A 23,549-nucleotide genomic window follows, 5' to 3' on the forward strand; every position below is an offset into this window, starting at 1 on the left:
AAGCTTTTTTGTATTATACTTATATTAATTCGATTAATTTGTAGTCATTCACAGTTACTTAGCCTTACGAATTTATGGGATCAATATAACTATTCATAGTATTGATAGGTCTGAATTCGGGAGCTTCCATATCTAAAAAAATGTTAATTTTGGGGTGCAATTTTTACGAAAAAGAGGTTCCTTTTCGTATTACATTCCTACTCCAATGGCTTATATGCGACCGCAGCTCGACGGCGAGTTTTTCGACGATGATACCATTCGTATAGTATACGCAACTGATGCTTCAGCCTACCGGGAAAAGCCAGCGGCCGTGGCGATGCCTAAAACCATTGCCGATTTGCACCGGCTCATCGAATACGCCCGCTCCAACAAGCTGTCGCTCATTCCGCGCACGGCTGGTACATCGCTGGCGGGGCAGGTAGTGGGTAATGGTGTTGTGGTTGATGTCTCGAAGCATTTTAACCAGATTCTGGAGGTTAACCCAGCCGAGCGCTGGGTACGGGTGCAGCCGGGTGTGGTTCGCGATGAGCTGAATCTGTTTCTGAAACCATACGGCTTGTTTTACGGTCCCGAGACCTCAACCGCTAACCGGGCCATGATTGGCGGAATGGTAGGTAATAATTCCTGTGGCTCCAATTCGGTGGTATATGGGTCAGCACGGGAACATTTGTTATCGGTGAAGGCTATTCTGGCCGACGGTTCAGAGGTTGAGTTTTCGGCCACCGAGCCTGCTCAGTTTACCGAATGTGTACAGCAGGCAGCACAGAAAAATGGGTCGGCCTCGCTGTTAGACAAGATCTACCTGCAAACGAACACCATGTTGTCGGACTCGGTCAATCAGGCCGAAATTCGCCGGAACTTCCCCAAACGTAGCATCGAACGGCGTAACACCGGCTATGCCCTGGATATGCTGCTCGATTGCGCTCCGTTTACCCCAGATGGCGAGTCGTTTAACTTTTGCAAACTCATTGCTGGTTCGGAAGGAACGCTCTGTTTCCTGACCGAAATCAAACTGAATCTGGTGCCGCTGCCACCTAAAGAGTCGGGTTTGGTAGCCGTGCACTGCCAGTCGATTGATGAAGCCCTGCGCGCTACGCTCGTTGCTTTGAAATACCGGCCGTATGCCGTAGAGGTTATCGATGATATTATTCTGGAGCGGGCCAACACGAATGCCGAGCAGCGCAACAACAGTTTTTTTGTGCAGCGTCGGCCGGTAACCGTCCCCGCCGAGAACGAAGCAACACCCGGTAGCAGCGAAGAGGGGGCTTTCCCGATTATTCTGGTTGTTGATTTATCGCGCGACACCCGCGAGGAGGTGTCGCAACTGGCCGCGCAGATGGAGGCCGAGATGCGGGCCGCCGGTATGGGCTACCATTTCCCGCTTCTGTTTGGGGAAGACAGCAAAAAAATCTGGACACTCCGTAAGGCCGGGCTGGGCTTGCTGGGCAACCTGCCGGGCGACGAAAAGGCTGTTGCCGTAATTGAAGATACGGCCGTGGATGTACACGATCAGCCCGACTACATCCGTGACTTCAACGAGATTCTGAAAAAGCACGGCATGACCTCGGTGCATTATGCCCACGCTGGGTCGGGTGAGCTGCACCTGCGCCCGATCATCAATCTGAAAACGGCCGAAGGGCACCGGCAGTTTCGGATGATTGCCGAGGAAATTGCCGCCCTGGTGAAAAAATATGATGGCTCTCTTTCGGGAGAGCATGGCGATGGCCGCCTGCGGGGTGAGTTTATCCCGAAAATGGTAGGGCCGCACAATTACGAGTTGATGCGGCAACTAAAGCATACCTGGGACCCTGAAGGTATTTTCAATCCCGGCAAAATTGTAGAAACGCCCCCAATGGACACGTTTCTGCGGTATGAAGCTGGTCAGCAGACGCCAGCTTTCCAGACCTATTTCCGGTATAAGGATCAGGACGTACTGCAACATGCCGAACAGTGCAATGGGTCGGGTGATTGCCGCAAAACGCACCTTTCGGGTGGAACCATGTGCCCCAGCTACATGGCTACCCGCAACGAGAAAGATACCACCCGCGCCCGGGCCAACATGCTGCGCGAAATGTTGACCCGCTCGCCCAAAGAAAACCGGTTCGATCACCACGAAATCAAAGAAGTGTACGACCTCTGTCTGTCGTGCAAAGGGTGCAAGTCCGAGTGCCCGTCGAACGTCGATGTGGCCAAGTTGAAAGCCGAGTTTCTGCAACATTATTACGATGCCAACGGCGTACCGGTGCGGTCGCGGCTGGTGGCCAATTTTACCCGGTTGGCTGGGCTGGCAAGTTACGTACCCTGGGCCTGGAATGGTGTATTGGGGACACCGGCGCTCCGGCGGATCGCCAACGGGCTTGTTGGGTTTCACCCCGACCGGTCGATGCCCCTGCTGAGTAAACAAACGTTGCGCAAATGGTTCGGAAGTTCGTCGCGGCAAGTGCAGCGCGGGCCATCGAATGGCCGCAAGCTCTACTTTTTCTGCGACGAGTTTACGAACTATAATGATGTTCAGATTGGGCAGAAGGCTATTCAGTTGCTCGAACGGCTGGGCTATGAGGTGATAATGCCTTCGCATGGCGAAAGCGGCCGGGCGGCTTTATCGAAAGGCTTGTTGAAAATGGCCCGCACTATGGCCGAAACCAACGTACGGGCCTTGGCCGGGCTGGTGAACGACGAAACTCCGCTGGTGGGTATCGAACCCTCGGCGATTCTGACCTTCCGCGACGAATACCCCGATCTGGTACGTGAGGAGTTGGTAGCCGATGCCCGCCGATTGGCTAAGCAGGCGTTGACATTTGAGGAGTTTATGGCTCGCGAAATCGACGCCAAACGAATCCGGGCGGAGCAGTTTACGACCGAAACCCGCCTGATTAAGCTGCATGGGCATTGCCAGCAAAAAGCGGTGTCGTCGCTGGTGCCGAGCAAAAAAATGCTGTCGTTGCCTCAGAATTATTCGGTACAGCTGATTCCGTCGGGTTGTTGTGGTATGGCCGGCTCGTTTGGGTACGAAAAAGAGCATTACGACATTTCGATGCAAATTGGTGAACTAGTGCTGTTACCGACTGTTCGGCAGCAACCGGCCGATGTACTCATTGCTGCGGCTGGTACGTCGTGTCGGCATCAGATTCATGATGGTACCGGCCGCACAGCCCAACACCCGGCCGAAATTCTGTACGAAGCCCTGCGATAGATGACGAAATCGCAGCCTGTGGTCGTTAATTAATCTATGGTTTGTGGTTTTAAAGGAATACACGTTTCTACCTACGGCCTAACAAGCAATCAATGAAGAACAAACTTCTGGTGGCAGCCTGCCTTTTAGCCGGGCAAGTGCTGGCTCAGTCCACCTCATCAACAAGTACCTCGAAGTACGACCCGAAGGAGCTATTTCACCCGCTTTTTAACATGCAGCCGGGCAACGATTTCCGGTCCAGCAGTGGTGCGCCCGGCCCCCGCTACTGGCAAAACCGCGCTGACTACAAGATAAGTGTCACCCTCGACGAAAAACAGGATTTGCTGACCGGCGAGGTAGAGATTACGTATAAGAATAACTCGCCGGAGAGTTTGCCTTTTTTATGGCTCCAACTCGATCAGAACGCCTTCAGCGATACCTCGCGGGCGGCCAAAACCACGCCCGTGACCGGTGGCCGGTTTGGTAATCTGGATTTTAACGGCGGTATGACCATCACGTCGGTAACAATCGATCAGGGAAAAGGTAAGCCTGTATCCGTTCCGTACTCGATTACCGATACCCGCCTTCAGGTGCGTTTGGCCGAGGCCCTGAAACCCGGTGGCGACGCTGTTAAGATTCGGCTGTCGTATGCCTTCAAGATACCCGAATACGGCTCCGACCGAATGGGACAACTCAAACGCAAAGACGGTATCATCTACGAAATTGCGCAATGGTACCCGCGTATGTGTGTGTTCGACGATGTAGAAGGCTGGAACGTACTACCCTACCTGGGAGCGGGCGAGTTTTACCTGGAATATGGCGATTTTGAATACGCTGTTACGGTGCCCTGGGATCATATTGTGGTAGGGTCGGGTGAGTTGATTAACTCCGAAGAGGTGCTGACCAAAGATCAGATCCGCCGAATGGCTCAGGCCCGGCAGAGTGATAAAACGGTCATGTTGCGCACCAAAGAAGAGGTAACCAATCCTAATTCACGTCCGAAGCAATCGGGCCAACTGACGTGGCGGTTCCGGTGTCTCAATAGCCGCGATGTGGCCTTTGCTACCTCGCGGGCGTTTGTCTGGGATGCCGCCCGGATCAACCTGCCCAGCGGCAAAACCGCCCTTGCTATGTCAGCTTACCCAGCCGAGAGTGCTACCAACGACTCGTGGGGCCGCTCGACCGAATACGTGAAGGGCTGTATCGAGTTTTACTCCAAATACATTTACGAGTATAGCTATCCTGTGGCTACCAACGTAGCGGGTGTGGTAGGGGGCATGGAGTATCCCGGTATTGTGTTCTGCGACCACCGCGACAAAAAAGACGCGCTTTGGGGCGTTACCGATCACGAATTCGGGCACAACTGGTTCCCGATGATTGTAGGTAACAACGAGCGCAAGTTTGCCTGGATGGACGAAGGTTTTAACACGTTTATCAACCTGCTGTCGACGGCCAATTTCAACAATGGCGAGTACAACCGGGAGCGGGGAACCATGCACGACATTGCTCCGGCTTTGTTTGGCCCTACTGAGCCCATTATGAGTATTCCGGACGTGCAGCAAAGCCGGAACCTGGGTATTCTGGCGTATTACAAACCCGGTATGGGCCTGAAGTTACTGCGCGATGTGGTCCTTGGCCCCGAGCGGTTCGATTATGCCTTCAAGACGTACGTAAACCGGTGGGCCTTTAAACACCCTACGCCCTACGATTTTTTCCGGACGATGGAAGATGCCGCTGGTGAGGATTTGGGCTGGTTCTGGCGCGGGTATTTTTACGAAACCTGGAAACTCGATCAGGCCGTGCGGGAGGTTCGTTATATCGACAATAACCCGCAGCGGGGCTCGTACATTACAATCGAGAACCTGGAAAAGATGGCCATGCCTGCCACCATCGAGCTGACCGAAACCACGGGCAAGAAGACCCGTGTAAACCTGCCTGTTGAAATCTGGCAGCGGGGCGGCACCTGGACCTTCAAAGCACCGACAACCGCTAACCTGCGTTCGGTGGTCATCGACCCTGATGAAAAGCTGCCCGACGTAAACCCGCGCAATAACAGCTGGAAGCCTGACGCCCAATAAGAGGAACAAGGAAAAGGGAAAAAGGAATAAGGCAGCTAAAAACTCCCTTCTCCTTTCTCCCTTTTCCTTGTTCCTCTTATTTCCGAATCACCATGGCCCCGTACGAGTAGCCCCCGCCAAAAACGGTCACTACAATATGCTGCCCCGGCTGGAACATCGACCAGTTTTCGGAGAGTGCAATAGCGCAACCTGCGCAACCGGTATTACCCAGCCGTTGAATGTTCGACAGCAGTTTCTCTTCGGGTAAACCAAGCGTGTTCATTACGTTGCGCGATATACGTAAGTTGGCCTGATGCGGCAGTACGTAGTCGACCTGATCGATGGTAAGGCCGCACCGTTCCAGCGCCTGTTGGCTAGCTTTGGGCATGTACGTACAGGCATTAATAAACACGTCGCGGCCGTTGGGCATAATCACACCCTGTTCCAGTGGTTTAAGTACTACGGCCTCGGTCGCTTTGCCAGTATGGGCGGCTCCGCCTGTCAGGAGGCTCAGTACCTCGAAATCGCCTTCGGTCTGACGCTCTTTCGTGATCAGCAGGGCCGAGGCTCCATCGCCCCACAAGTGCCCCGACACTTTATCCTGATCGTTATTATAAGCGGTATTGTGTTCTGATACCACAACCAATGCCCGTTTAGCCTTATTAAGAGCGAAATATCCCTCCACAATCTCAATAGCATTCAGCAGCGACGAGCAGGCCGATGAGATCGAGACCACCGGTATATCGGCAATACCCAAGTGATGCTGTACTACGTGGGCCAGCGTGGCTATGGTGTCGTGTGGAGTATAGGTAGCCCCCACAATCAGATCCACATCCGAGAGGTCGGCCTGCTCCTGAAGGCGGGCCACGGCCTCAACCGACATCGTGTTGGTATTTTCGCCGGGGGCCGCCTTGCGCCGTTCGGCTATACCAGTTCGCTCAATAATCCATTCGTTCGATAGACCGTTGAGTTGAGTAAAATGTTCGTTACCAACTACCTGCGTGGGCAGATAATGACTAACTGCATGAATATACATCCTGTCCAAAACTAAACGTATCTGGTAACAAGCTCTTAGTGACTTTTAGTCCTTAAATAGCTTAACCAGCCATTGAATCCGAAAGTTAAGTGTTTCTAAGGGAACATATCACTTTTTGCTAAAAGAATACTATAGTATCTAATTAAAAGTCTATAATTTGTACAATTCCAGTAATTTTTTGGCTTCTGTAGACCAACTATAGTGATAGTATGCGGCCCGTTGGCCATTTATCTTTAACTGATTGGCTTCATCAGGGTTAGTTGCAAGCCGTCGGATGCATCCGTAAATAGCCCCAACATCGGTCGGATCAACGCAAAAGCCGCACTCGTGTCGCTCAACAACGTCTTGGTACAGGGGAAAGTCCGACGTGATAACCGGCACCCCTAGACTCATATACTCAAAAAGTTTGGATGGGTACGAGCCAGGGTAGTCGCCGACGGGCTTCAGCAGAGCCAGCCCGGCAGTGCATTGTTTCAATATCGGAAAGGATACCGAGTGCGATACATGGCCGTAAAAAATCAGGTCCGCAGCCACGTCATTGTAGTAAGGAAGGGTTCGCAATGAAGCGTCATCGACGGCCATCCGACCAAACAAATGAAGATTTACAGCCAGTTCGCTCGCCTTCAGGCGCGCTACTACGGCTAGCATGGTATCGAGCCCCCGGTCGAGGGTAATCAGACCCAGATACCCCAGATGAACGGTTTGCGTTGATAGGGGCAGCTTATCCGCTGGTAAGTTGGGTATGGGTTGGCCTGTTTGGGCGTCAAGGAGTCGCTCCGGGAAATTGTGCACAATCGCGTAGAGGTGTCGCAGCGAGGGGTACTCTGTCAGATAGCTATCTTCCGTAAGTACAAACGAACAGTGCTCGCGGGCCCATCGGTCAAACCATTCGAACATGGCTTGGAAAATCGGGTGATTGTTGCGGGATTTCCGCCCAAATTTCAGCCGGAGGTTTTCCTGAACTTCGTAAACTACCCGCCCACCGAAGCCCCGAAACAGTAGGGCTACCGGCAGCAGTTCGGGCATAAAAATGTGCAGAATCTGTGGCCGCAGGCGTAGCAGGTACCAGCAAATAACCGGATAAGCCAGCAGTACTCGCACCAATAGTTTCGGGTGCGTAGGCAACACACCGGCCGACGTACACGTGCGCCAGGGCAACAGACTATGCACTTCGTAGTTGGTGCTTAGCGTACGGATTGTTTTTAGAATGCGCGGGTCATTTGGCGGGTGGGCTGGGCTCACGCACAACACCCGAATGGGGGAGGGCTCCTTATTTCTTGATGCCATACATTTTCAGGTCGGCATCAATGCGGGCATTCCAGCGTTCCTGGGCCGATACGTTCAGACCGTGGTTGGTTTCGCTGTCGTACAACTCCTGCAAGCGACTCATTTCGCGGTATGATTCCAGAAACTGGTACTGAATGTTGCTGTTATAATCTTCAATGCTCAGGCTGTCGGGGTGGAGCTTGCTTTTGAACCGCTCCGTGATAATTCGGGCAATATCGAAATGCCGTTGCTCGTGGTTCAGGCTGTAAGCGTTCAGGGCGGGGGGCTTTACCCACGAGCTGCTTTTGAGCATAAACGTTTTCATCGTGAGCGTAAGCTCCACCGTGCCATTAACCACTTTGCTACGGCCCTCGTACGCAAAGTTCGGATTGATCTCGGCCGCGTATCGGCTTGCCGTTCGGGGTGGGGCCTGAAAATCGGCCCAGATCAACGGCCGGTCCAGGCTGTAAAATACCGTGTCGTTATCGCGGTTGCGTACATAATCCTGAATCACCAGATTGATTCGGGTTGCCAGCCGACTGTCGGACAGCCCTTCCTTTTTGATGTACGTATCAAAAGCCCGCAATGAGGCTACCACACTCTGGCGCAGGCTCTGCTCTACAACCTGGGTCTGACTGGCTGGGCGTGTGTACTGACTTTTAGTTCTGAATTCATTCAGCTTAACCGGGATGGCTTCCCCGTCGGCGTTGCGCAGGAGTTCAAACGTAACGGCAAAGGTGAGGGTACCGCTGATCCGGTTGCCCTGTGCGGTTTCGACTACTTTACACTCACGGAGCCGCATGGCCACTGCCCGCGTGCTTTTGTTCTGTTTCAGATTTTGTCGTACAAACTGCCCGATACCAGCTGCTGTGCCACCCGGCAGGTCGACACTCGTAGCGGGTTGGCCCGCGGCCGTAAACCACCGCCCGAAACCGGGGGTTGGCCGGGCGTCGGTTACGGTAGCAATGTGGTAGGTTGCTGGCGTAAACCCAGGCAATTCTGGCTGCAATGTGAGGATATCTCCCGACGGCCGTGCCGAGAAAAACAGGGTAAACAAAGGTATAGAAAGGAGTATAGTCACCCCAATGCGGTTGTTCATTGTCTGGCTGTACGAAGTAAGCCCGGGCTTACTAACGCTAAAACAGGTAGTGTATCTGCATTGGTTCAGAAGCGACAAACATGAGTCATCCCGAATTTTTAAGGTATTGATGATTATAACCCAAGTTCCTCCTTGGATGCCCCGTTAGGGGCCTAATATTGGTAGCTAACCCCAAAATAGACCCAATACCAGAGCCCCGAAGGGGCGTAACCTTAAACAAGTTACGCCCCTTCGGGGCTCTGGTATTGGCGGGAGACGTCTTTTCTACCAACATTTAGCCCCTAACGGGGCGTCGAGTCGAGGCTTCTACTACCCTAAATTTGTGATTACTCATGTTGAAGGAACAAAAAGCCTTGCAGGTTTTAGAAACCCGCAAGGCTTGAAGGAGGAGTGGCTTTTTGTCAGCCCAAGCCCCCTTATTAGTCGATCAACATGGCCCGTCCGGTCATGATGTCGTTTTCAACCGTTTTATACTTCACATCGCGTTTCACCGAGCCGTCGGCGTATTGAACGTTTACGCGGGCGTTACGGTCCACCTTGTTCACCCGCGTTGGCACCTGCCGGGGCATAGGTGGGGCTCCCGCGCCCATCGCTTCGTTTTGGGCCATCCGACGGGCGTACTCTTCGGGGCCCGTTGCCAGATGGTCGTCGTCGAAATCATCCATGTTGGTGTACAGCTCGGGCTGAGGTTCGGGGTAGCGTTGCTCGGGGGCCTGGCGCACCTCCTGCTCAATTTCCTGCGGGTCCTGTGCCGGAATGTCGGCCCGGGTCAGGAAGCTGATCGTATCAAAGTTAACCTTGCTCAGGAATCGCTTGAACAGCTCGACCGATTCGAATTTGTAAACCAGCAAGGGGTCTTTCTGCTCGAAAACGGCGTTCTGAACTGACTGCTTCAGGTCGTCCATCTCGCGCAGGTGCTCTTTCCACTCCTGATCGATGATCGACAGCGATACGGCTTTTTCCATTTCAGTCGTGAGCAGGCGCCCGCCCGAGGCAACAGCTTCGCGGAGGTCGGCTACTACCTGCAACTCGTGCAGACCATCGGAGAACGGCACCACAATGTTGCGGATCTGGTGGCCCTGATGTTCCAGTACCTGTGTCAGTACAGGCAACGCTTTTTCGGCAATCGCACCGTTTTTATCGGCGTAATGCGTCTCGGCCTCCTCGTATAACCGGCGAACCTGATCGGCTTTTTTGAGCTTCACAAACTCGTCGCGGCTCAGCCCGGTTGTTACGCCGAGCGACGTCAGCATCTGAAGCTGCACCTCGTCGAAATTGCCTTCGGCATTGGTGACGATGTCTTCACAAACGTCGTACATGATGTTGGCAATATCGAGCGACAGACGGTCGCCGAAGAGCGCATTGCGCCGACGTTTGTAGATAGCCTCCCGTTGGTAGTTCATCACGTCGTCGTACTCAAGCAGCCGCTTCCGAATCCCGAAGTTGTTTTCTTCGACTTTCTTCTGGGCCCGCTCAATCGACTTGGTAATCATCGAGTGCTGAATCACTTCGCCTTCTTCCAGACCCATGCGGTCCATAACGCGGGCAATCCGGTCGGAACCGAACAGACGCATCAGGCTATCTTCGAGTGAAACAAAGAACTGCGACGTACCCGGATCTCCCTGACGACCCGCCCGACCGCGCAACTGCCGGTCGACCCGGCGCGACTCGTGCCGCTCCGTACCAATAATGGCCAACCCGCCTGCTGCTTTCGACTCGGCAGTGAGCTTAATGTCGGTACCCCGGCCGGCCATGTTTGTCGCAATGGTTACGGTGCCTGGCTTACCGGCTTCGGCCACAATTTCGGCCTCACGCTGGTGGTATTTGGCGTTCAGAACCTGATGCGGAATCTTGCGGAGCGTGAGCAAGCGGCTGAGCAGTTCAGAGTTCTCGACAGATGTCGTACCAACCAGTACCGGGCGGCCTTTCTGCACGAGGTCGTTGATCTCATCAACCACGGCATTGTATTTCTCCCGCACCGAGCGGTACACTTTATCTTCCTCGTCTTTGCGGCTAATGGCCCGGTTCGTCGGGATAGCCACTACGTCGAGTTTGTAGATTTGCCAGAATTCAGAGGCTTCCGTTTCGGCCGTACCCGTCATACCACCCAGTTTGTGGTACATCCGGAAGTAGTTCTGAAGCGTAACGGTAGCGTAGGTTTGGGTGGCATCTTCCACCTTTACGCCTTCTTTGGCTTCGACGGCCTGGTGCAAACCATCCGACCACCGACGACCTTCCATGATCCGGCCCGTTTGCTCGTCCACGATTTTCACCTTGCCGTCCATGATCACGTATTCGGTGTCACGCTCAAACAGGGTGTAGGCCTTCAACAGCTGATTTACGGTATTGATCCGCTGCGTTTTGACCGAGTAGTCGCGAATGATGGCTTCTTTGTGCAGAATCTTCTCCTGATCGCTTAGCTCGCTGTCTTTCTCAACCTCATTGAGGTCAATAGATAGGTCGGGCAGGATAAAGAAGTTCGGGTCTTCACCCGAGCCAGTGATATAATCGATACCTTTTTCGGTCAGGTCGATGTTGTTGTGCCGCTCATCGATGGTGAAATACAGCGGAGCATCGGCCTCGGGCATTAACTTCTGGTTTTCGGCCAGATAGATCGATTCGGTCTTTTGCAGAATCTGCTTCACACCCGTCTCACTCAGGTATTTGATGAGTGGCTTGTGCTTGGGCAGGCCCCGGTACGCCCGGAACAAGGCCAAACCGCCTTCTTTGTCGTCGCCGGCAGCAATTTTCTTTTTGGCTTCGTTGAGCAGGTCGTACACCAGCTTTTTCTGAGCCTCCACCACACGCGACACGCGGGGTTTCAGTTCAATGTAATCCTGCTCGTCGCCACGGGGCACCGGACCCGAAATAATCAACGGAGTCCGGGCATCGTCGATCAGGACGGAGTCGACCTCATCAACCATTGCGAAGTGGTGCTTTCGCTGTACGAGCTCATCGATACCACGCGCCATGTTGTCGCGTAGATAATCGAAACCAAACTCGTTGTTGGTTCCGTACGTCAAGTCGGCGAGGTAGGCGTTTTTGCGGGCTTCGGAATTGGGTTGATGCTTATCGATGCAATCAACGCGTAGGCCGTGGAATTCGAAGAGTGGCCCGTTCCATTCGGAGTCCCGTTTGGCCAGGTAGTCGTTCACGGTTACGATATGCACCCCACGTCCGCTCAGGGCGTTCAAAAACGCTGGGAAGGTTGAAACGAGGGTTTTACCTTCACCCGTTGCCATTTCGGCAATTTTACCCTGGTGCAGTACTACCCCACCGATAATCTGCACATCGTAATGCACCATATCCCACTTGATGCGGGTACCGGCGGCATCCCAGGTGTTAGCCCAATAGGCTTTATCGCCCACGATCTGCACATTGCTTTTCCGGAACGACAGCTCCCGGTCGTACTCGGTAGCGGTTACTTCGAGTTGTTCGTTCTGGGCAAAGCGCCGGGCGGTTTCTTTGACCACGGCAAAAGCCTGTGGCAGAATATCGAGGAGAACCCGTTCCAGTTCTTTATTCCGGTCGGTTTCGAGCTTATCGATTTGGTTAAAGATCCGCTCTTTGGCGTTGACGTCCATGTCGGGTTGGTCATTGATCTGCCCCCGCAGGCCATCGAGCTGATTGTCAATCGGCTGCAACTCCTGAGCAATGTGCGCCTTCAGTTCGGCGGTCAGCTGACGGAGTTCGTCGTTGGAAAGGTCTTTCAATCGGGCAAACTCAGCGTTCACTTTCTCGACATAGGGCAGCAGTTCTTTAATGTCACGCTGCGACTTGGTGCCGAAAAATTTGGTAATGCCCTTGGTGATGAGATTAATCATTTCGTTTGATCAAAAGTCAGAAGTATGCTGGTCTACATCGGCTAGTCTGTAACAACATAACAAACGATTGGGGTCCGGTATTTGCCTCCTGACGTAATTTTCTACAAAATTAGTTTATTAGACGGGTACTGCAAGAACCGCTCCGTACCGTCTTTTTACCCGATTTGGCAGAGAGTATGACAGGATTTGTGGGCTAATGGGGTAAGGTGACATGACGACGTTCTCTACCTATTGACTCTACAGAATAGGATCAAATTGGATTCCATTCACTAAGAGCTCCCGGAACGGTACGTCATTTTAGGATTTTTCCGTTACTTTTGCCCTTTCTAATGAGGCATCTCGTTAGTCTTTAGTTTCATGACTGTTTCCGACAAATTGTCAGTACATACCCATTCCCTACTTCGAAGTGCCCGCCTGATGCTGGTCTTCGTTTGCTTGTGGGGGGCCTGTGTTTCGGCACTGGCGCAGCAAACACCCTCCCGTGTTGATCAGCTTACCGATGAGCAGGTGGCCGAGTTCTACCGCCGGGCTCAGGCAAGTGGTTTATCCGAGATTCAGATCGAACAGGCTGCTATGAGTCAGGGCTATACGCTCGACGATATTGCCAAGATGCGTCGGCGTATTGCTCAGATTCGTTCGCAGACCGCTAAACAAAACGGGCAAAGTGTGGCTGATACTGGTGTGGTCCGGTCGTTGCCGGGCGATCTGTCGCGTCCGTACCGGAACTCCCGGAACATGGGGCGTAACAGCAACCTGCGCGATACATCCTTGCTGCTGCTTCCGAAACTCGATACCCTGAAACGCCCCGTCGTATTCGGAGCGTCGCTTTTTCAGAATGCCGACAAGGAAAACACGGGTAGCATTTTCGAGCCAAACCTTCGGATAGCCACTCCGCGTGGGTACATCGTTGGCCCCGACGATGAGATCATCATTGATATATACGGAGCTTCGGCCGATAATTATAAGTTACGGGTAAGCCCCGAGGGAACGATCAAAGTTCAGAATCTGGCTCCCATTTTCGTGTCGGGCCTTACCATTGAGCAGGCCGAACAGCGGATCATCGGCCGCTTGCGGCAGGCGTATCAGGGGTTGAACCGGCCTGGCAGCGGTACCTACGCTAACATATCGCTTGGTCAGATTCGGAGTATTCGCGTAACGCTCGTTGGCGAAGTAGTGCGACCGGGTACCTACACGATTTCGTCGCTCGGATCGGCTTTCAATGCCCTTTATCTGGGGGGAGGGCCCAACCCCGAAACCGGTTCATTTCGGCGAATCAGTGTTATTCGGGGTAACCGGGTCGTTCGGACCATCGATCTGTACGATTTCCTGCTCCGGGCCGACCAACGCGATAATATTCGACTCCAGGATCAGGACGTGATCCGGGTGGCTGACTACGAGGTGCGGGTGGAATTGGCCGGTGAGGTACGCCGTCCGGCTATCTACGAGGTATTGCCCGGCGAAAACCTCAAAACTGTTCTCGGGTTTGCGGGTAACTTCACCGACGAAGCCTACACGGCTTCTATATCGTTACGGCGAAATACGGCTCGTGAGCGTAAAATTCTGACGATCAGTCAGGAAGAGCTGGCTACGTTTGTGCCGCAACGCGGAGATAAATACACAGTAGGCCGGATTTTGGAGCGATACGAAAACCGGATTCAGATCACAGGTGCGGTAATGCGCCCCGGTGAGTATGCGCTCACGCCCGGACTGACAACCGTTCGGGAGCTGCTTCAGAAAGCGGAGGGACTTCGGAAAGATGCGTTTACCAACCGGGCGAATATTTACCGGGAGCGCGACAACATGGACACCGAGAACATACCGTTCGATGTGGGCCGTTTGTTGAAGGGAGAAATTGCCGATATACCGTTACTGCGGCAGGATAGTGTGGTGGTGCAATCAGTGCGTGATTTGCGGGAGGAGTACACCATTCGGATCGAAGGAGCAGTGAATCGCCCGGACATCTACCCATTTGTCAATAACCTGAGCGTGGCCGACCTGATTGCCCTGGCAGGTGGGTTCCAGGAAGGCGCATCGGCCTCTCGTATCGAAGTTTCACGGCGTATCCGCCAGGATACAGTAGCTACTGGTAGCCCGAATACGGTCAAAATATTTACGTTTACTGTCGATAAAGACCTTAAGATTAGTGATGGGGCAACGCAGTTTGTGCTTGAGCCCTTTGATATTGTGGCGGTTCGGTCGGCTCCTTTCTACGAACGGCAGCAGCGTGTTTTTGTTGATGGAGAAGTTATGTACCCTGGTAATTACGCTATCCTGAACCGTACTGAGCGTGTGACTGATCTAATCAAACTGGCAGGTGGTTTGAAGAGTGCGGCTTATTTGGCTGGAGCTCAGTTTAAGCGAAAAGGTAACCTGGTCGCTACCGATTTGCGCAAAGTCCTGGAAAACCCCGGTAGTGAGCAGAACATCCTTTTAGAAGATGGTGATAGTTTGTTTGTTAGCCAAAAGTCGGAAGTAGTTAGTATTCAAGGTGCTGTCTTAAACCCTGTTTTGGTCAATTTTGAGCAGAAGTTTAGTGTAAATGACTACATTCAGCAGGCTGGTGGATTCACTGAAAATGCCCGGCGAAAAAAGACATACATCACGTACCAGAATGGCCGGAAAGATGTAGGTCGTTCATCAAGAGTAGAGCCCGGCTCGACAATTGTGGTGCCCTTCAAGCCTTTGGAAGAAAGTAAACTTTCCCCTACTGAGCGAATTGGTATTCTGTCGTTAATTGGAACTTTAGCCGCTACAGCAACAACTCTCATCATTAATCTGTCTAGGGCACAATAATTACCAAGGTTGTGACAGAAGAAACTAAATCAGCTCTTGTGGAGGATAGCGAAATTGAAATTCGACTCAGCGATGTTGTCCATTTTCTAAAGCAGAGTCGGCGGGCTATCTTAGTCGGTGGATTTACTGGAGCCTTAATATTTGGGGTATATGCATTTCTCAAGCCGAATGAATATTCTGCTAGTTGTACTATAATTCCAGAGATTCAAAGTAAAGGTGCTGGATCGTTGGGGAATTTGGGATCTTTGGCTGGATTGGCCGGGATTGATGTTGGAGGTTTGTCTTCCAGTACAGATGCTATTCGCCCTGATTTATATCCAAATATTCTGCAAAGTGTTCCTTTCTTCTTACATATGCTTGAGCAGAAAGTTGTATCTGATGAGTTTAAAGTTTCGGAGAAATTTGAAGTTTATTTGGCCAAGAAACGCAAACAAGGTTTTGCTGGGTGGTTGAATTCTTTTTGGCAGGAGAAGTCTGACATTACTTCACGGCCATGGGTGAGAAAAATGGATGGGGTTTTGTACGTCTCCAAAACACGTGAAGGATACATTAAAGAGATAGGTTCACGAGTTTCTGCAACGTATGACAAGAAAACGAGTACAATTTCAATCTCAGCAACTATGCAAGATCCTGTGGTGGCTGCGAGTGTTGCTAATCACGTATTGTCGTACCTGACCAATTACATCACATTATATCGTACGGAAAAGTCTCGGCGCGAAGTGAGTTTTTTGAACAAGCAAGTGGAAATTGCTAAAGAAAGATATCAAAAGGCTGAGCTTGCCTTATCATTATACAGGGATCAGAACAGAGGGTTATTTCTAAACACCGCGAAAGTAGAAGAGCAACGTATTCAGGCAGAATTTCTTTTAGCTCAAGACCTTTATAATACCTTGTCAAAGCAGACTGAAATGGCAAAGGTAAAAGTTCAAGAGAATACGCCAGTATTTAATGTAATTGAACCTGTAAAGATACCTTTAAGAAAAAGTGCTCCTAGCCGGGCCGCTTTGATTATTACCGGTCTTGCTATTGGCATTTTAATCTCTGTTGGTATTCGATTAGTTCGCTCATTTTTATAACGTCTGTATGAAAAAAGCACTTATATGTGGGGTTTCCGGTCAAGATGGGGCATACTTGGCACAGTTATTACTGAATAAAGGGTATGTAGTATATGGGGGATCACGTGATTCCCAGATGTCCTCGTTCAAGAATTTAACGAAATTGGAGATAAAAGAAAAAGTTAACTTACTGTCGATAAATATTAATGATTTCCGTAGTGTACTTCAGACAATATTGAAAGTTAGACCTGATGAGATTTACAATTTAGCTGGACAGAGTTCTGTTGGGTTGTCTTTTGAACAACCGGTCGAAACACTTGAGAGTATAAGTGTAGGTACCCTAAATCTTCTTGAAGCTATTAGGTTTAGCGAATTACCAGTTAGATTTTACAATGCAGGTTCGAGTGAGTGTTTTGGCGATACTGGTAATCTTGCTGCGAATGAAAATACTCCTTTTAGGCCAAGGAGTCCATATGGAGTAGCTAAGGCTGCTGCTTTTTGGCAGGTAGCTAATTATCGTGAGGCATATAACTTACATGCGAGCACGGGCATTTTATTTAATCATGAATCTCCCTTACGTCCAGAGCGTTTTGTAACACAAAAAATTGTATCGGTTGCATGTAGGATTGCGCGAGGCAGTAGCGAAAAACTAGTACTTGGTAATATTAATATTGCCAGGGACTGGGGTTGGGCTCCAGAATATGTAGAGGCTATGTGGTTAATGTTGCAGCAAAACACACCTGATGATTATGTTATAGCAACTGGCCAAACTTTTCAGTTGAAAGATTTCATCAAATGTGTTTTCGACTACTTGAATTTAGATTGGACCTTACACGTGAGCTGTGATGAAAGTCTCTTCAGGCCTACTGATATAGCTGAGGGACATGCTCAGCCTGAAAAAGCTTATAAAGTTCTGGGATGGAAAGCTCAATATGCTATGAGTGATGTAGCCAAAATGATCGTTCAAGCGAAATTGAGCAGCTTACAATAGAGCTTATAAGCAGATTCATCGCTTTGAAAAGCGAGACTTTATGAAAAGTTTGATAAGAAAATATACAGACGCTCTACATGTACGTGAAAAACGTCTGTTATATGCTTCAGTGAGTAGCGCAGCTGTAAAAGCAACTACTATTTTATCTTCGATTTTAACGTTACCTTTCATACTTAGTTCTATAGGTTCAGAAAGATATGGAATGCTGTTGACCATAACTTCGATGGCAGCATTGATCAATTTTGCTGACTTAGGTCTTGGATTCGGATTGCAAAATAAAATTGCCCATCTAGCTCAAAAAAGTAAGCAAGAATTGAGGAAGGCAATCTCTAGTACTTTTGCTTTTTTAGTTTGTTCATCAATAGCAATTCTGCTGATTTTTTCATTGATAAATAACTCGATCTTGTGGGGTGAGGTTTTACACCTTAAATCAAAAACCGCAATTGATGAAGCGAATGTATCAGTATGGTTTTTTGTAATTTGCTTTACAGTGTCGATTCCATTTTCAATCGTACAAAAAATTCAAATTGGACTTCAAGAAGGATATTACACAAACCTTTGGACTATATGTGGCAATTTATTTAGCCTAGTATTCATCTACTTGTGTTATGAGTACATCGGATCAACGCCTTTGTTTATAATCGCAATTTATGGGTCTAATGCCTTTTTCATTTTACTAAACTTTATACACCAGTTTATTTGGAAAAGGCCTGATATAAGTCCTCAGTTTAGATTAGCAGATTTCTCTGTCGTAAGGTCGATAATAAGTGACAGTTTGTCTTTCTTTATTGTCCAACTGACGGGTCTACTTCTATTTGCCAGCAATAACATGTTTTTGATAAGCTATGCAGGACCAGAAGCCGTATCTGATTTTAATGTAGGCTATAAACTCGCTCTGTTGTTTCTCATACCATTAGAAGCATCTGCTCCCTATCTTACCCCAACAGTAAATGAAGCAACACTTACGGGAGATTACTATTGGGTAAACAAGATAGTTGTTAGAACAATTACACTTGCAGTTCTGCTGGCGTTTGTAAGTGCAGCACTAATATATACTTTGGGAAATCAATTGATACATTTTTGGGTAGGAGGGGATATAGTATTGAGCGAAAAAACACTGGTATCAATAGCAATGTTTATGCTTCTTTATGCGAATATGGGATGTTTGGTGTCATATATAATGCTTTCGAATACATTTATAAAGTACAAGGTTTTACTTTATACATTTTCTGTAGGGATCACTATAGGTATAAAGTATATTTGCATTAAGAATTATGGTATACCTGGCGCTTTTTGGAGTACCAGTGTTCCAATGTTTTTACTCTATATTCTACCATCCCTGTATCTATTAAAGTCCAAACGAGTACTATGACGAAGTGTGAAATTTGCAATAGTTCCGCGATTAGTGTAATTCAGTCGTTACCTGGATACCAAGAGGGAAGTTTTTACGACATCAAGTACTGTAAGAACTGTAACACGTCATTTGCTGATCCTTTGGCAGTTGATGAAAATATTTACAATAAAATTTATAGTAACGCTCACATTGTGCCAGGTTATGATAGATATTATCGTTTTGCTAACGATGTATTAAAAGTACGTAACCCTTTTCTTTTTCTATCAGAAATTGAGGATACTTACTGGTCTATCTATCATTTTGTGAAGGAGCATAACAAACAAGTCAATCCCAAGATTTTAGAAGTTGGATGTGGGTTAGGCTATCTAACATATTCCTTAAACAAAGATGGTTATAATGCGCTAGGATTAGATATTTCAGAAAAGGCTGTTGCTGAAGCTAAAAAGAAGTATGGGGATTATTATGTGTGTGCTGATGTACACGATTTCGCTCGACAAAATCATGGTCAATTTGATATAGTTATTTTGACAGAAGTTATTGAACATATTCCCAACCCTAAGAATTTTGTGTCTAGTTTGAAGTCACTTTTATCTAGCTCGGGTAAGTTACTTATTACTACTCCCAGTAAAGACGCTGAGCCTGATGCGAGTCAATATTGGAACACAGAACTTCCTCCTGTACATCTGTGGTGGTTTTCTAAAAATAGTTTCAAAGAGTTAGCAAGCTCATTGAATATGAATTGTGACTTTATTGATTTTACCCCTTTCGTTTCAAGACAAACAAATTATCCAAAGTTATCAGATCCTTGGCGTACTCAGACGCTTAACAGAAATGGTCAGGTTCTTTTCACAGTTGATCATAGTGATATAAAACATTCGCTTAAAAGGGGGTTGATTGACGCTGGACTAATGACGTATTTTAAGCGAGTGATTAAAATTTTGAGAAAAGATACTAGTTCCATACCTGCCACCAAAATAACAGCCATTTTAACAATCGATAATGGACAACCTTAAAGTTTGTTTACTACTAAGCGCGACAATAAGACCTACGAGCGTGCCATTCTTAAAAAGGACAAGTGCGTTGGATAGGGAAAGAGATTATGTAGAGTCAGTAAGTAAATGGATCGCACATGGCCTGCCCATTGTTTTCGTTGAAAACAGTGGTACAACTTCGGAAAATGTTAAAAGTGAATTAGCAAAAATAAGTAATACGGAGTACCTGACATATGTGAGCCAGAATAGCTCTCTTGGTAAGAGCCATGGTGAAATAGAAATAATAGAATATGCTTTCAAAAACTCTCGTATTATACAGGAGAGTGATTTGATCATTAAGGTAACAGGTAGGTATTATGTTGAAAATTTGATGAATATTTTGTCTGACGTTATTCGACAGAATGCTTTCGTGATGGGTTGGATGAAACATAACCTTGAATTTGCTGACTCAAGACTGATGATTGCAAGAAAGGATTTTTACAGAGAATATTTTATTCCGCAGGGGCCAAAGGTGAGCGAAATCGATGGTATTTATTTTGAACATATATACGCTAGGGCTATACATAGCGCTATGTCATTTGGGTTAAAATGGTGTTTTCCGATTAGTCCACCGATATTTGACGGATTTTCTGGAACAGAGGATTTAAGATACAAAAATGACATTTTCCGTCGCTTAAAGCGTAATATAATTTTGAGCTTGACTAAAACTCTTCTAAAGATAAATTACTAATGTCTGTGAATTCAAATGCGCTGGTCAGCATCATTACCGTATGCTTCAATAGTGAGAAGTATATAAGGCAAACTATCGATTCTGTTATTAATCAAACGTACGATAACATTGAATATATAATTGTTGATGGGGCTTCTTCTGATAGTACTGTAGATATAATCAACGAGTATGCAAAGAAATATCCCAGCATGATAAAGGTAATATCAGAACCTGATACCGGTATTTATGACGCAATGAATAAAGGTATAAAGATAGCAAAAGGAAATTTAATAGGTCTGATTAACAGCGATGACTGGTATGAGAAAGACGCTGTGAATGTGATAGTAGAAGCTTATGCAGAGAGTGCAAATAGTGTTATTCACGGTTTTCAACGTACTATTCAAGACGATGTAGAAAAAAATGTAGTTAGAACAAATATCTCACAGATTAATAAACAAATGATTGAGCATCCAACATGCTTTTTACCCAAACTTTTATACGAAAAATATGGCTTGTTTAATACCACTTACAAGTATGGTGCTGATTACGAATTGATGCTTCGCTTGAAAAAGGCAGGTGTTGACTTTCGTACTGTAGATTCTATTATCGCGAACTTTAGGGAAGGGGGAGCCTCCCATAAAGTTCAAGCCACATTCGAAGTTTATGATATTTGGTATATGTATGGTATCATATCATTTCCGATGCTTTATCTTAATAAATTTGGTTTTTGGCTAAAGAAAAAAGTTTTAAGTGTGCTCCGGACTGGATAATGTCAATATGAACAAGCAGATTGTTATTAACGCAAGATTTTTAACGCAAAGAATAACAGGTACACAGCGTTTTGCCATTGAGTTATCAATCCGGTTGAAAAAGTTGATGCCTGATCTAATATTTGTGTCTCCTAAAAATATTTTGCACCAAGATTTGGCTAGACAACTTGAGGTTAAAACTATAGGTAATTTTAAAAATGGGATTTTGTGGGAACAAATAGAATTACCTCTATACTTAAAATCTCACGGTACCCCATTATTGTTAAACCTGTGTAATACAGGACCGTTGTATTATACTCGGAAAGTAGTCTCTATAATGGACATATCTTTTCATCTTCATCCAGAATGGTTTTCTAAATCATTCTCTGCATACTACAATTTTTTGATTCCTAGGTTAGTGCAAGAGTCAATTGGAGTAATAACAATAAGCAAGGCCTCATCGGATGATCTTGTTGAATACTTCAATGTCGATCCTCAAAAAATACAAATCATATATCCAGGTGTTTCTAAAATATTTGACAAAAATGTTGAAGTAAGTAATCTTAATAATTCGAACTACCTACTGGCTGTATCGTCAATGGATCCGCGAAAAAATTTTATTGGGTTAATTAATGCATTTATGAATTCTCCATTAGACAATGTGAAACTTCTTATTGTTGGAAATACCAACTCCCTATTTGCCGCAAGCGGAATAGAAAAACTGGCAGCTAAAAAGGATAATGTAGAGTTTACAGGTTATGTTGGTGACCGTGAACTCGTTAAGCTGTATCAAAATGCACTTGCATTTGTTTATCCATCTTTTTTCGAAGGATTTGGAATTCCTCCTCTAGAAGCTATGGCTTGCGGATGTCCAACAATTGTAGCAAATACTACCAGCCTACCAGAGGTTTGTGGTGACGCAAGTGCATATGTAAACCCCTACAGAGTAGATGACATTGAAAAGGTGATAACAGAAGTTGTAACAAATGAAAGTTTACGACAAAGCCTAGTTAAGAAGGGATTTGAAAGAGTAGCTAAATTCAATTGGGATCATTCAGCGGAGAAACTTGTATCATATCTCTATGATGTTGCAAAGAAGTAAAATAGCCTTCAAGCTCAATTTAGTAACTTACTTGCAGGTTTGGTTGGTGTTCATTTTTATTACATCTTTTGTGGTTAGCAATTCTATAAAAGGAACCACACCTGCATTTATATTCGCTGGCTTAAGTATTCCGGTGGTTTTATGCCTAGCGCGCAAGTCCAGAGGCCATTATGTACGTCTAATGGCTGTGATCACCGGGTGTTTTTTTTTATACCAAATAGTTACACAGCTTGCTCTATTGATTGATCCTAGTGTACCGTACTATAATCATCTAATATTAGTAAGTAATGAGAGCAAACTTCTGTTTAGAAGTAGTATATTAACTCAGTCGATTTACTTTGTTATTTCAATTTGTTTATTTGTATACGTAACTCTTTACTATAGAAAGGAACACCACGACAAATTCATTGCAATCGGAGCACTACTCGTTGTTATTTTCGGGTATTATATCTGGCTGTTTTATATACTGACAGGCGAGAATGGTGATATAATATCAAATAGGGAGTTTGGTGATGGTAATTTGAATCCAGGGCACTTTCAAACTATAAATGTAGGGCCAGTGAGTTTATCGCGGTTTGTAGGTTTAGTCGGTGAGCCGTCAATGTATGTATACTCTATTTTGCCCATTACGGTATATTTTTTTTACACAGGGAAATATAGAATGTTTATTGTTTTAGTTAGCTCTCTTGTGTTGACATTCTCAGGTACGTTATTGATCGGGGTTGTAATGTTTGCATTTGCTTTAGTGGTAACAAGTGGTACTCTCAAACGAAGTTTATTATACATTACAGTTAGTATTGTTTTGGCTTGGATAGTTTTTTCAAATGAATATGCTAGTGGGATTGTAGATGAAATCTTGTTTGCCAAGCTCAGGCAAGAGAGTGATTCTGGAGAAGATAGAATTAAGACTATAATTGATAACCTCATTTTTTACTCAGATTTACCCATATTAACGAAGCTGTTGGGTATGGGATTTGGCTTTGTACGTTCTCCAGAATTTTTAACTACTCTTTTAGTCAATAATGGCTTTCTTGGTATTTTATTATTTACAGGATTAGTGTTTTACCCCATATACAAATTGAAAGGCGCAGACAAGCGCAACAAAGGCTTAAAATATGCCTTGTGGTTGAATTACATCATTTTATTCACAAGTGTATCAGAGTTCTCGTATCCTTCTTTATGGTTGATTTTGGGAATCTCATACAATCAGATTCGTGCTGAGCTTCTTGAAATGGGCAATTAACGTTTCTGACAATATCAAAATTATGAACATGATTTCGAATAATATGTGTCGTCTTTACAGCGATAGTAATTAAATTTAGTAACAATTGTATAAATAGTCAGTTTCAA

The 23,549-nt window shown here is 47.1% G+C and carries 15 protein-coding genes; 11 read left to right on the top strand and 4 right to left on the bottom strand.

Annotation, left to right across the window (positions count from 1 at the left end; all coding sequences use genetic code 11):
- Positions 1–205 precede the first annotated feature (205 nt).
- The gene (locus tag F5984_RS17155) at positions 206–3,193 is read left to right on the top strand and encodes an FAD-binding and (Fe-S)-binding domain-containing protein (RefSeq protein WP_152125429.1); all 2,988 of its coding nucleotides are present in this window, start codon (positions 206–208) and stop codon (positions 3,191–3,193) included.
- Between the two features lie 92 nt (positions 3,194–3,285).
- Positions 3,286–5,250 carry a M1 family metallopeptidase gene (locus F5984_RS17160; RefSeq protein ID WP_152125430.1) on the top strand — a complete coding sequence of 655 codons (1,965 nt, stop codon included), beginning with the start codon at positions 3,286–3,288 and terminating at the stop codon, positions 5,248–5,250.
- Positions 5,251–5,326: 76 nt separating this feature from the next.
- Here F5984_RS17160 and F5984_RS17165 read toward each other — a convergent pair whose 3' ends face one another.
- The 4 genes from F5984_RS17165 to secA all read right to left on the bottom strand — a co-directional run bounded on the left by F5984_RS17165 (position 5,327) and on the right by secA (position 12,454).
- Complete coding sequence (locus tag F5984_RS17165) at positions 5,327–6,265, bottom strand: 3-oxoacyl-ACP synthase III family protein (protein WP_152125431.1); 939 nt, start codon at positions 6,263–6,265, stop codon at positions 5,327–5,329.
- A gap of 150 nt (positions 6,266–6,415) precedes the next feature.
- A complete protein-coding gene (locus F5984_RS17170) occupies positions 6,416–7,552 on the bottom strand; it encodes a glycosyltransferase (protein WP_152125432.1) in 1,137 nt (378 codons plus the stop codon).
- Complete coding sequence (locus tag F5984_RS17175) at positions 7,536–8,630, bottom strand: hypothetical protein (RefSeq protein ID WP_152125433.1); 1,095 nt, start codon at positions 8,628–8,630, stop codon at positions 7,536–7,538. Before F5984_RS17175 ends, F5984_RS17170 begins: the two co-directional genes overlap by 17 nt.
- 419 nt (positions 8,631–9,049) lie before the next feature.
- Positions 9,050–12,454, bottom strand: a complete 3,405-nt coding sequence (gene secA, locus F5984_RS17180) for a preprotein translocase subunit SecA (protein ID WP_152125434.1) — start codon at positions 12,452–12,454, stop codon at positions 9,050–9,052.
- Positions 12,455–12,871: 417 nt separating this feature from the next.
- On the opposite strand from secA, the gene F5984_RS17185 reads away from it, so the two are divergent.
- The 9 genes from F5984_RS17185 to F5984_RS17225 all read left to right on the top strand — a co-directional run bounded on the left by F5984_RS17185 (position 12,872) and on the right by F5984_RS17225 (position 23,442).
- The gene (locus F5984_RS17185) at positions 12,872–15,247 is read left to right on the top strand and encodes an SLBB domain-containing protein (protein ID WP_152125435.1); all 2,376 of its coding nucleotides are present in this window, start codon (positions 12,872–12,874) and stop codon (positions 15,245–15,247) included.
- A gap of 11 nt (positions 15,248–15,258) precedes the next feature.
- On the top strand, positions 15,259–16,323 hold the full coding sequence (locus F5984_RS17190; RefSeq protein WP_152125436.1) for a GumC domain-containing protein: 1,065 nt from the start codon (positions 15,259–15,261) through the stop codon (positions 16,321–16,323).
- 7 nt (positions 16,324–16,330) lie between these two features.
- Positions 16,331–17,293, top strand: a complete 963-nt coding sequence (locus tag F5984_RS17195) for a GDP-mannose 4,6-dehydratase (protein ID WP_152125437.1) — start codon at positions 16,331–16,333, stop codon at positions 17,291–17,293.
- Positions 17,294–17,333: 40 nt separating this feature from the next.
- Positions 17,334–18,665: a lipopolysaccharide biosynthesis protein gene (locus tag F5984_RS17200; RefSeq protein WP_152125438.1), complete on the top strand. Its 1,332-nt coding sequence runs from the start codon at positions 17,334–17,336 to the stop codon at positions 18,663–18,665.
- Between the two features lie 122 nt (positions 18,666–18,787).
- Positions 18,788–19,660 carry a class I SAM-dependent methyltransferase gene (locus F5984_RS17205; protein ID WP_185155539.1) on the top strand — a complete coding sequence of 291 codons (873 nt, stop codon included), beginning with the start codon at positions 18,788–18,790 and terminating at the stop codon, positions 19,658–19,660.
- A complete protein-coding gene (locus tag F5984_RS17210) occupies positions 19,647–20,369 on the top strand; it encodes a hypothetical protein (protein WP_152125440.1) in 723 nt (240 codons plus the stop codon). The genes F5984_RS17205 and F5984_RS17210 overlap by 14 nt, the downstream gene beginning before the upstream one ends.
- Positions 20,369–21,118 (top strand): glycosyltransferase family 2 protein, encoded by a 750-nt coding sequence (locus tag F5984_RS17215; protein ID WP_152125441.1) that lies wholly within the window; start codon positions 20,369–20,371, stop codon positions 21,116–21,118. Before F5984_RS17210 ends, F5984_RS17215 begins: the two co-directional genes overlap by 1 nt.
- A gap of 7 nt (positions 21,119–21,125) precedes the next feature.
- Positions 21,126–22,199, top strand: coding sequence for a glycosyltransferase family 4 protein (locus F5984_RS17220; RefSeq protein WP_152125442.1), 1,074 nt, complete (start codon positions 21,126–21,128; stop codon positions 22,197–22,199).
- Positions 22,180–23,442 carry a hypothetical protein gene (locus F5984_RS17225; protein ID WP_152125443.1) on the top strand — a complete coding sequence of 421 codons (1,263 nt, stop codon included), beginning with the start codon at positions 22,180–22,182 and terminating at the stop codon, positions 23,440–23,442. Before F5984_RS17220 ends, F5984_RS17225 begins: the two co-directional genes overlap by 20 nt.
- The last annotated feature ends 107 nt before the right edge of the window (positions 23,443–23,549 follow it).

Origin of the sequence: Rudanella paleaurantiibacter, from assembly GCF_009184635.1 — a bacterium.
In the GTDB taxonomy this organism is placed as follows: domain Bacteria; phylum Bacteroidota; class Bacteroidia; order Cytophagales; family Spirosomataceae; genus Rudanella; species Rudanella paleaurantiibacter.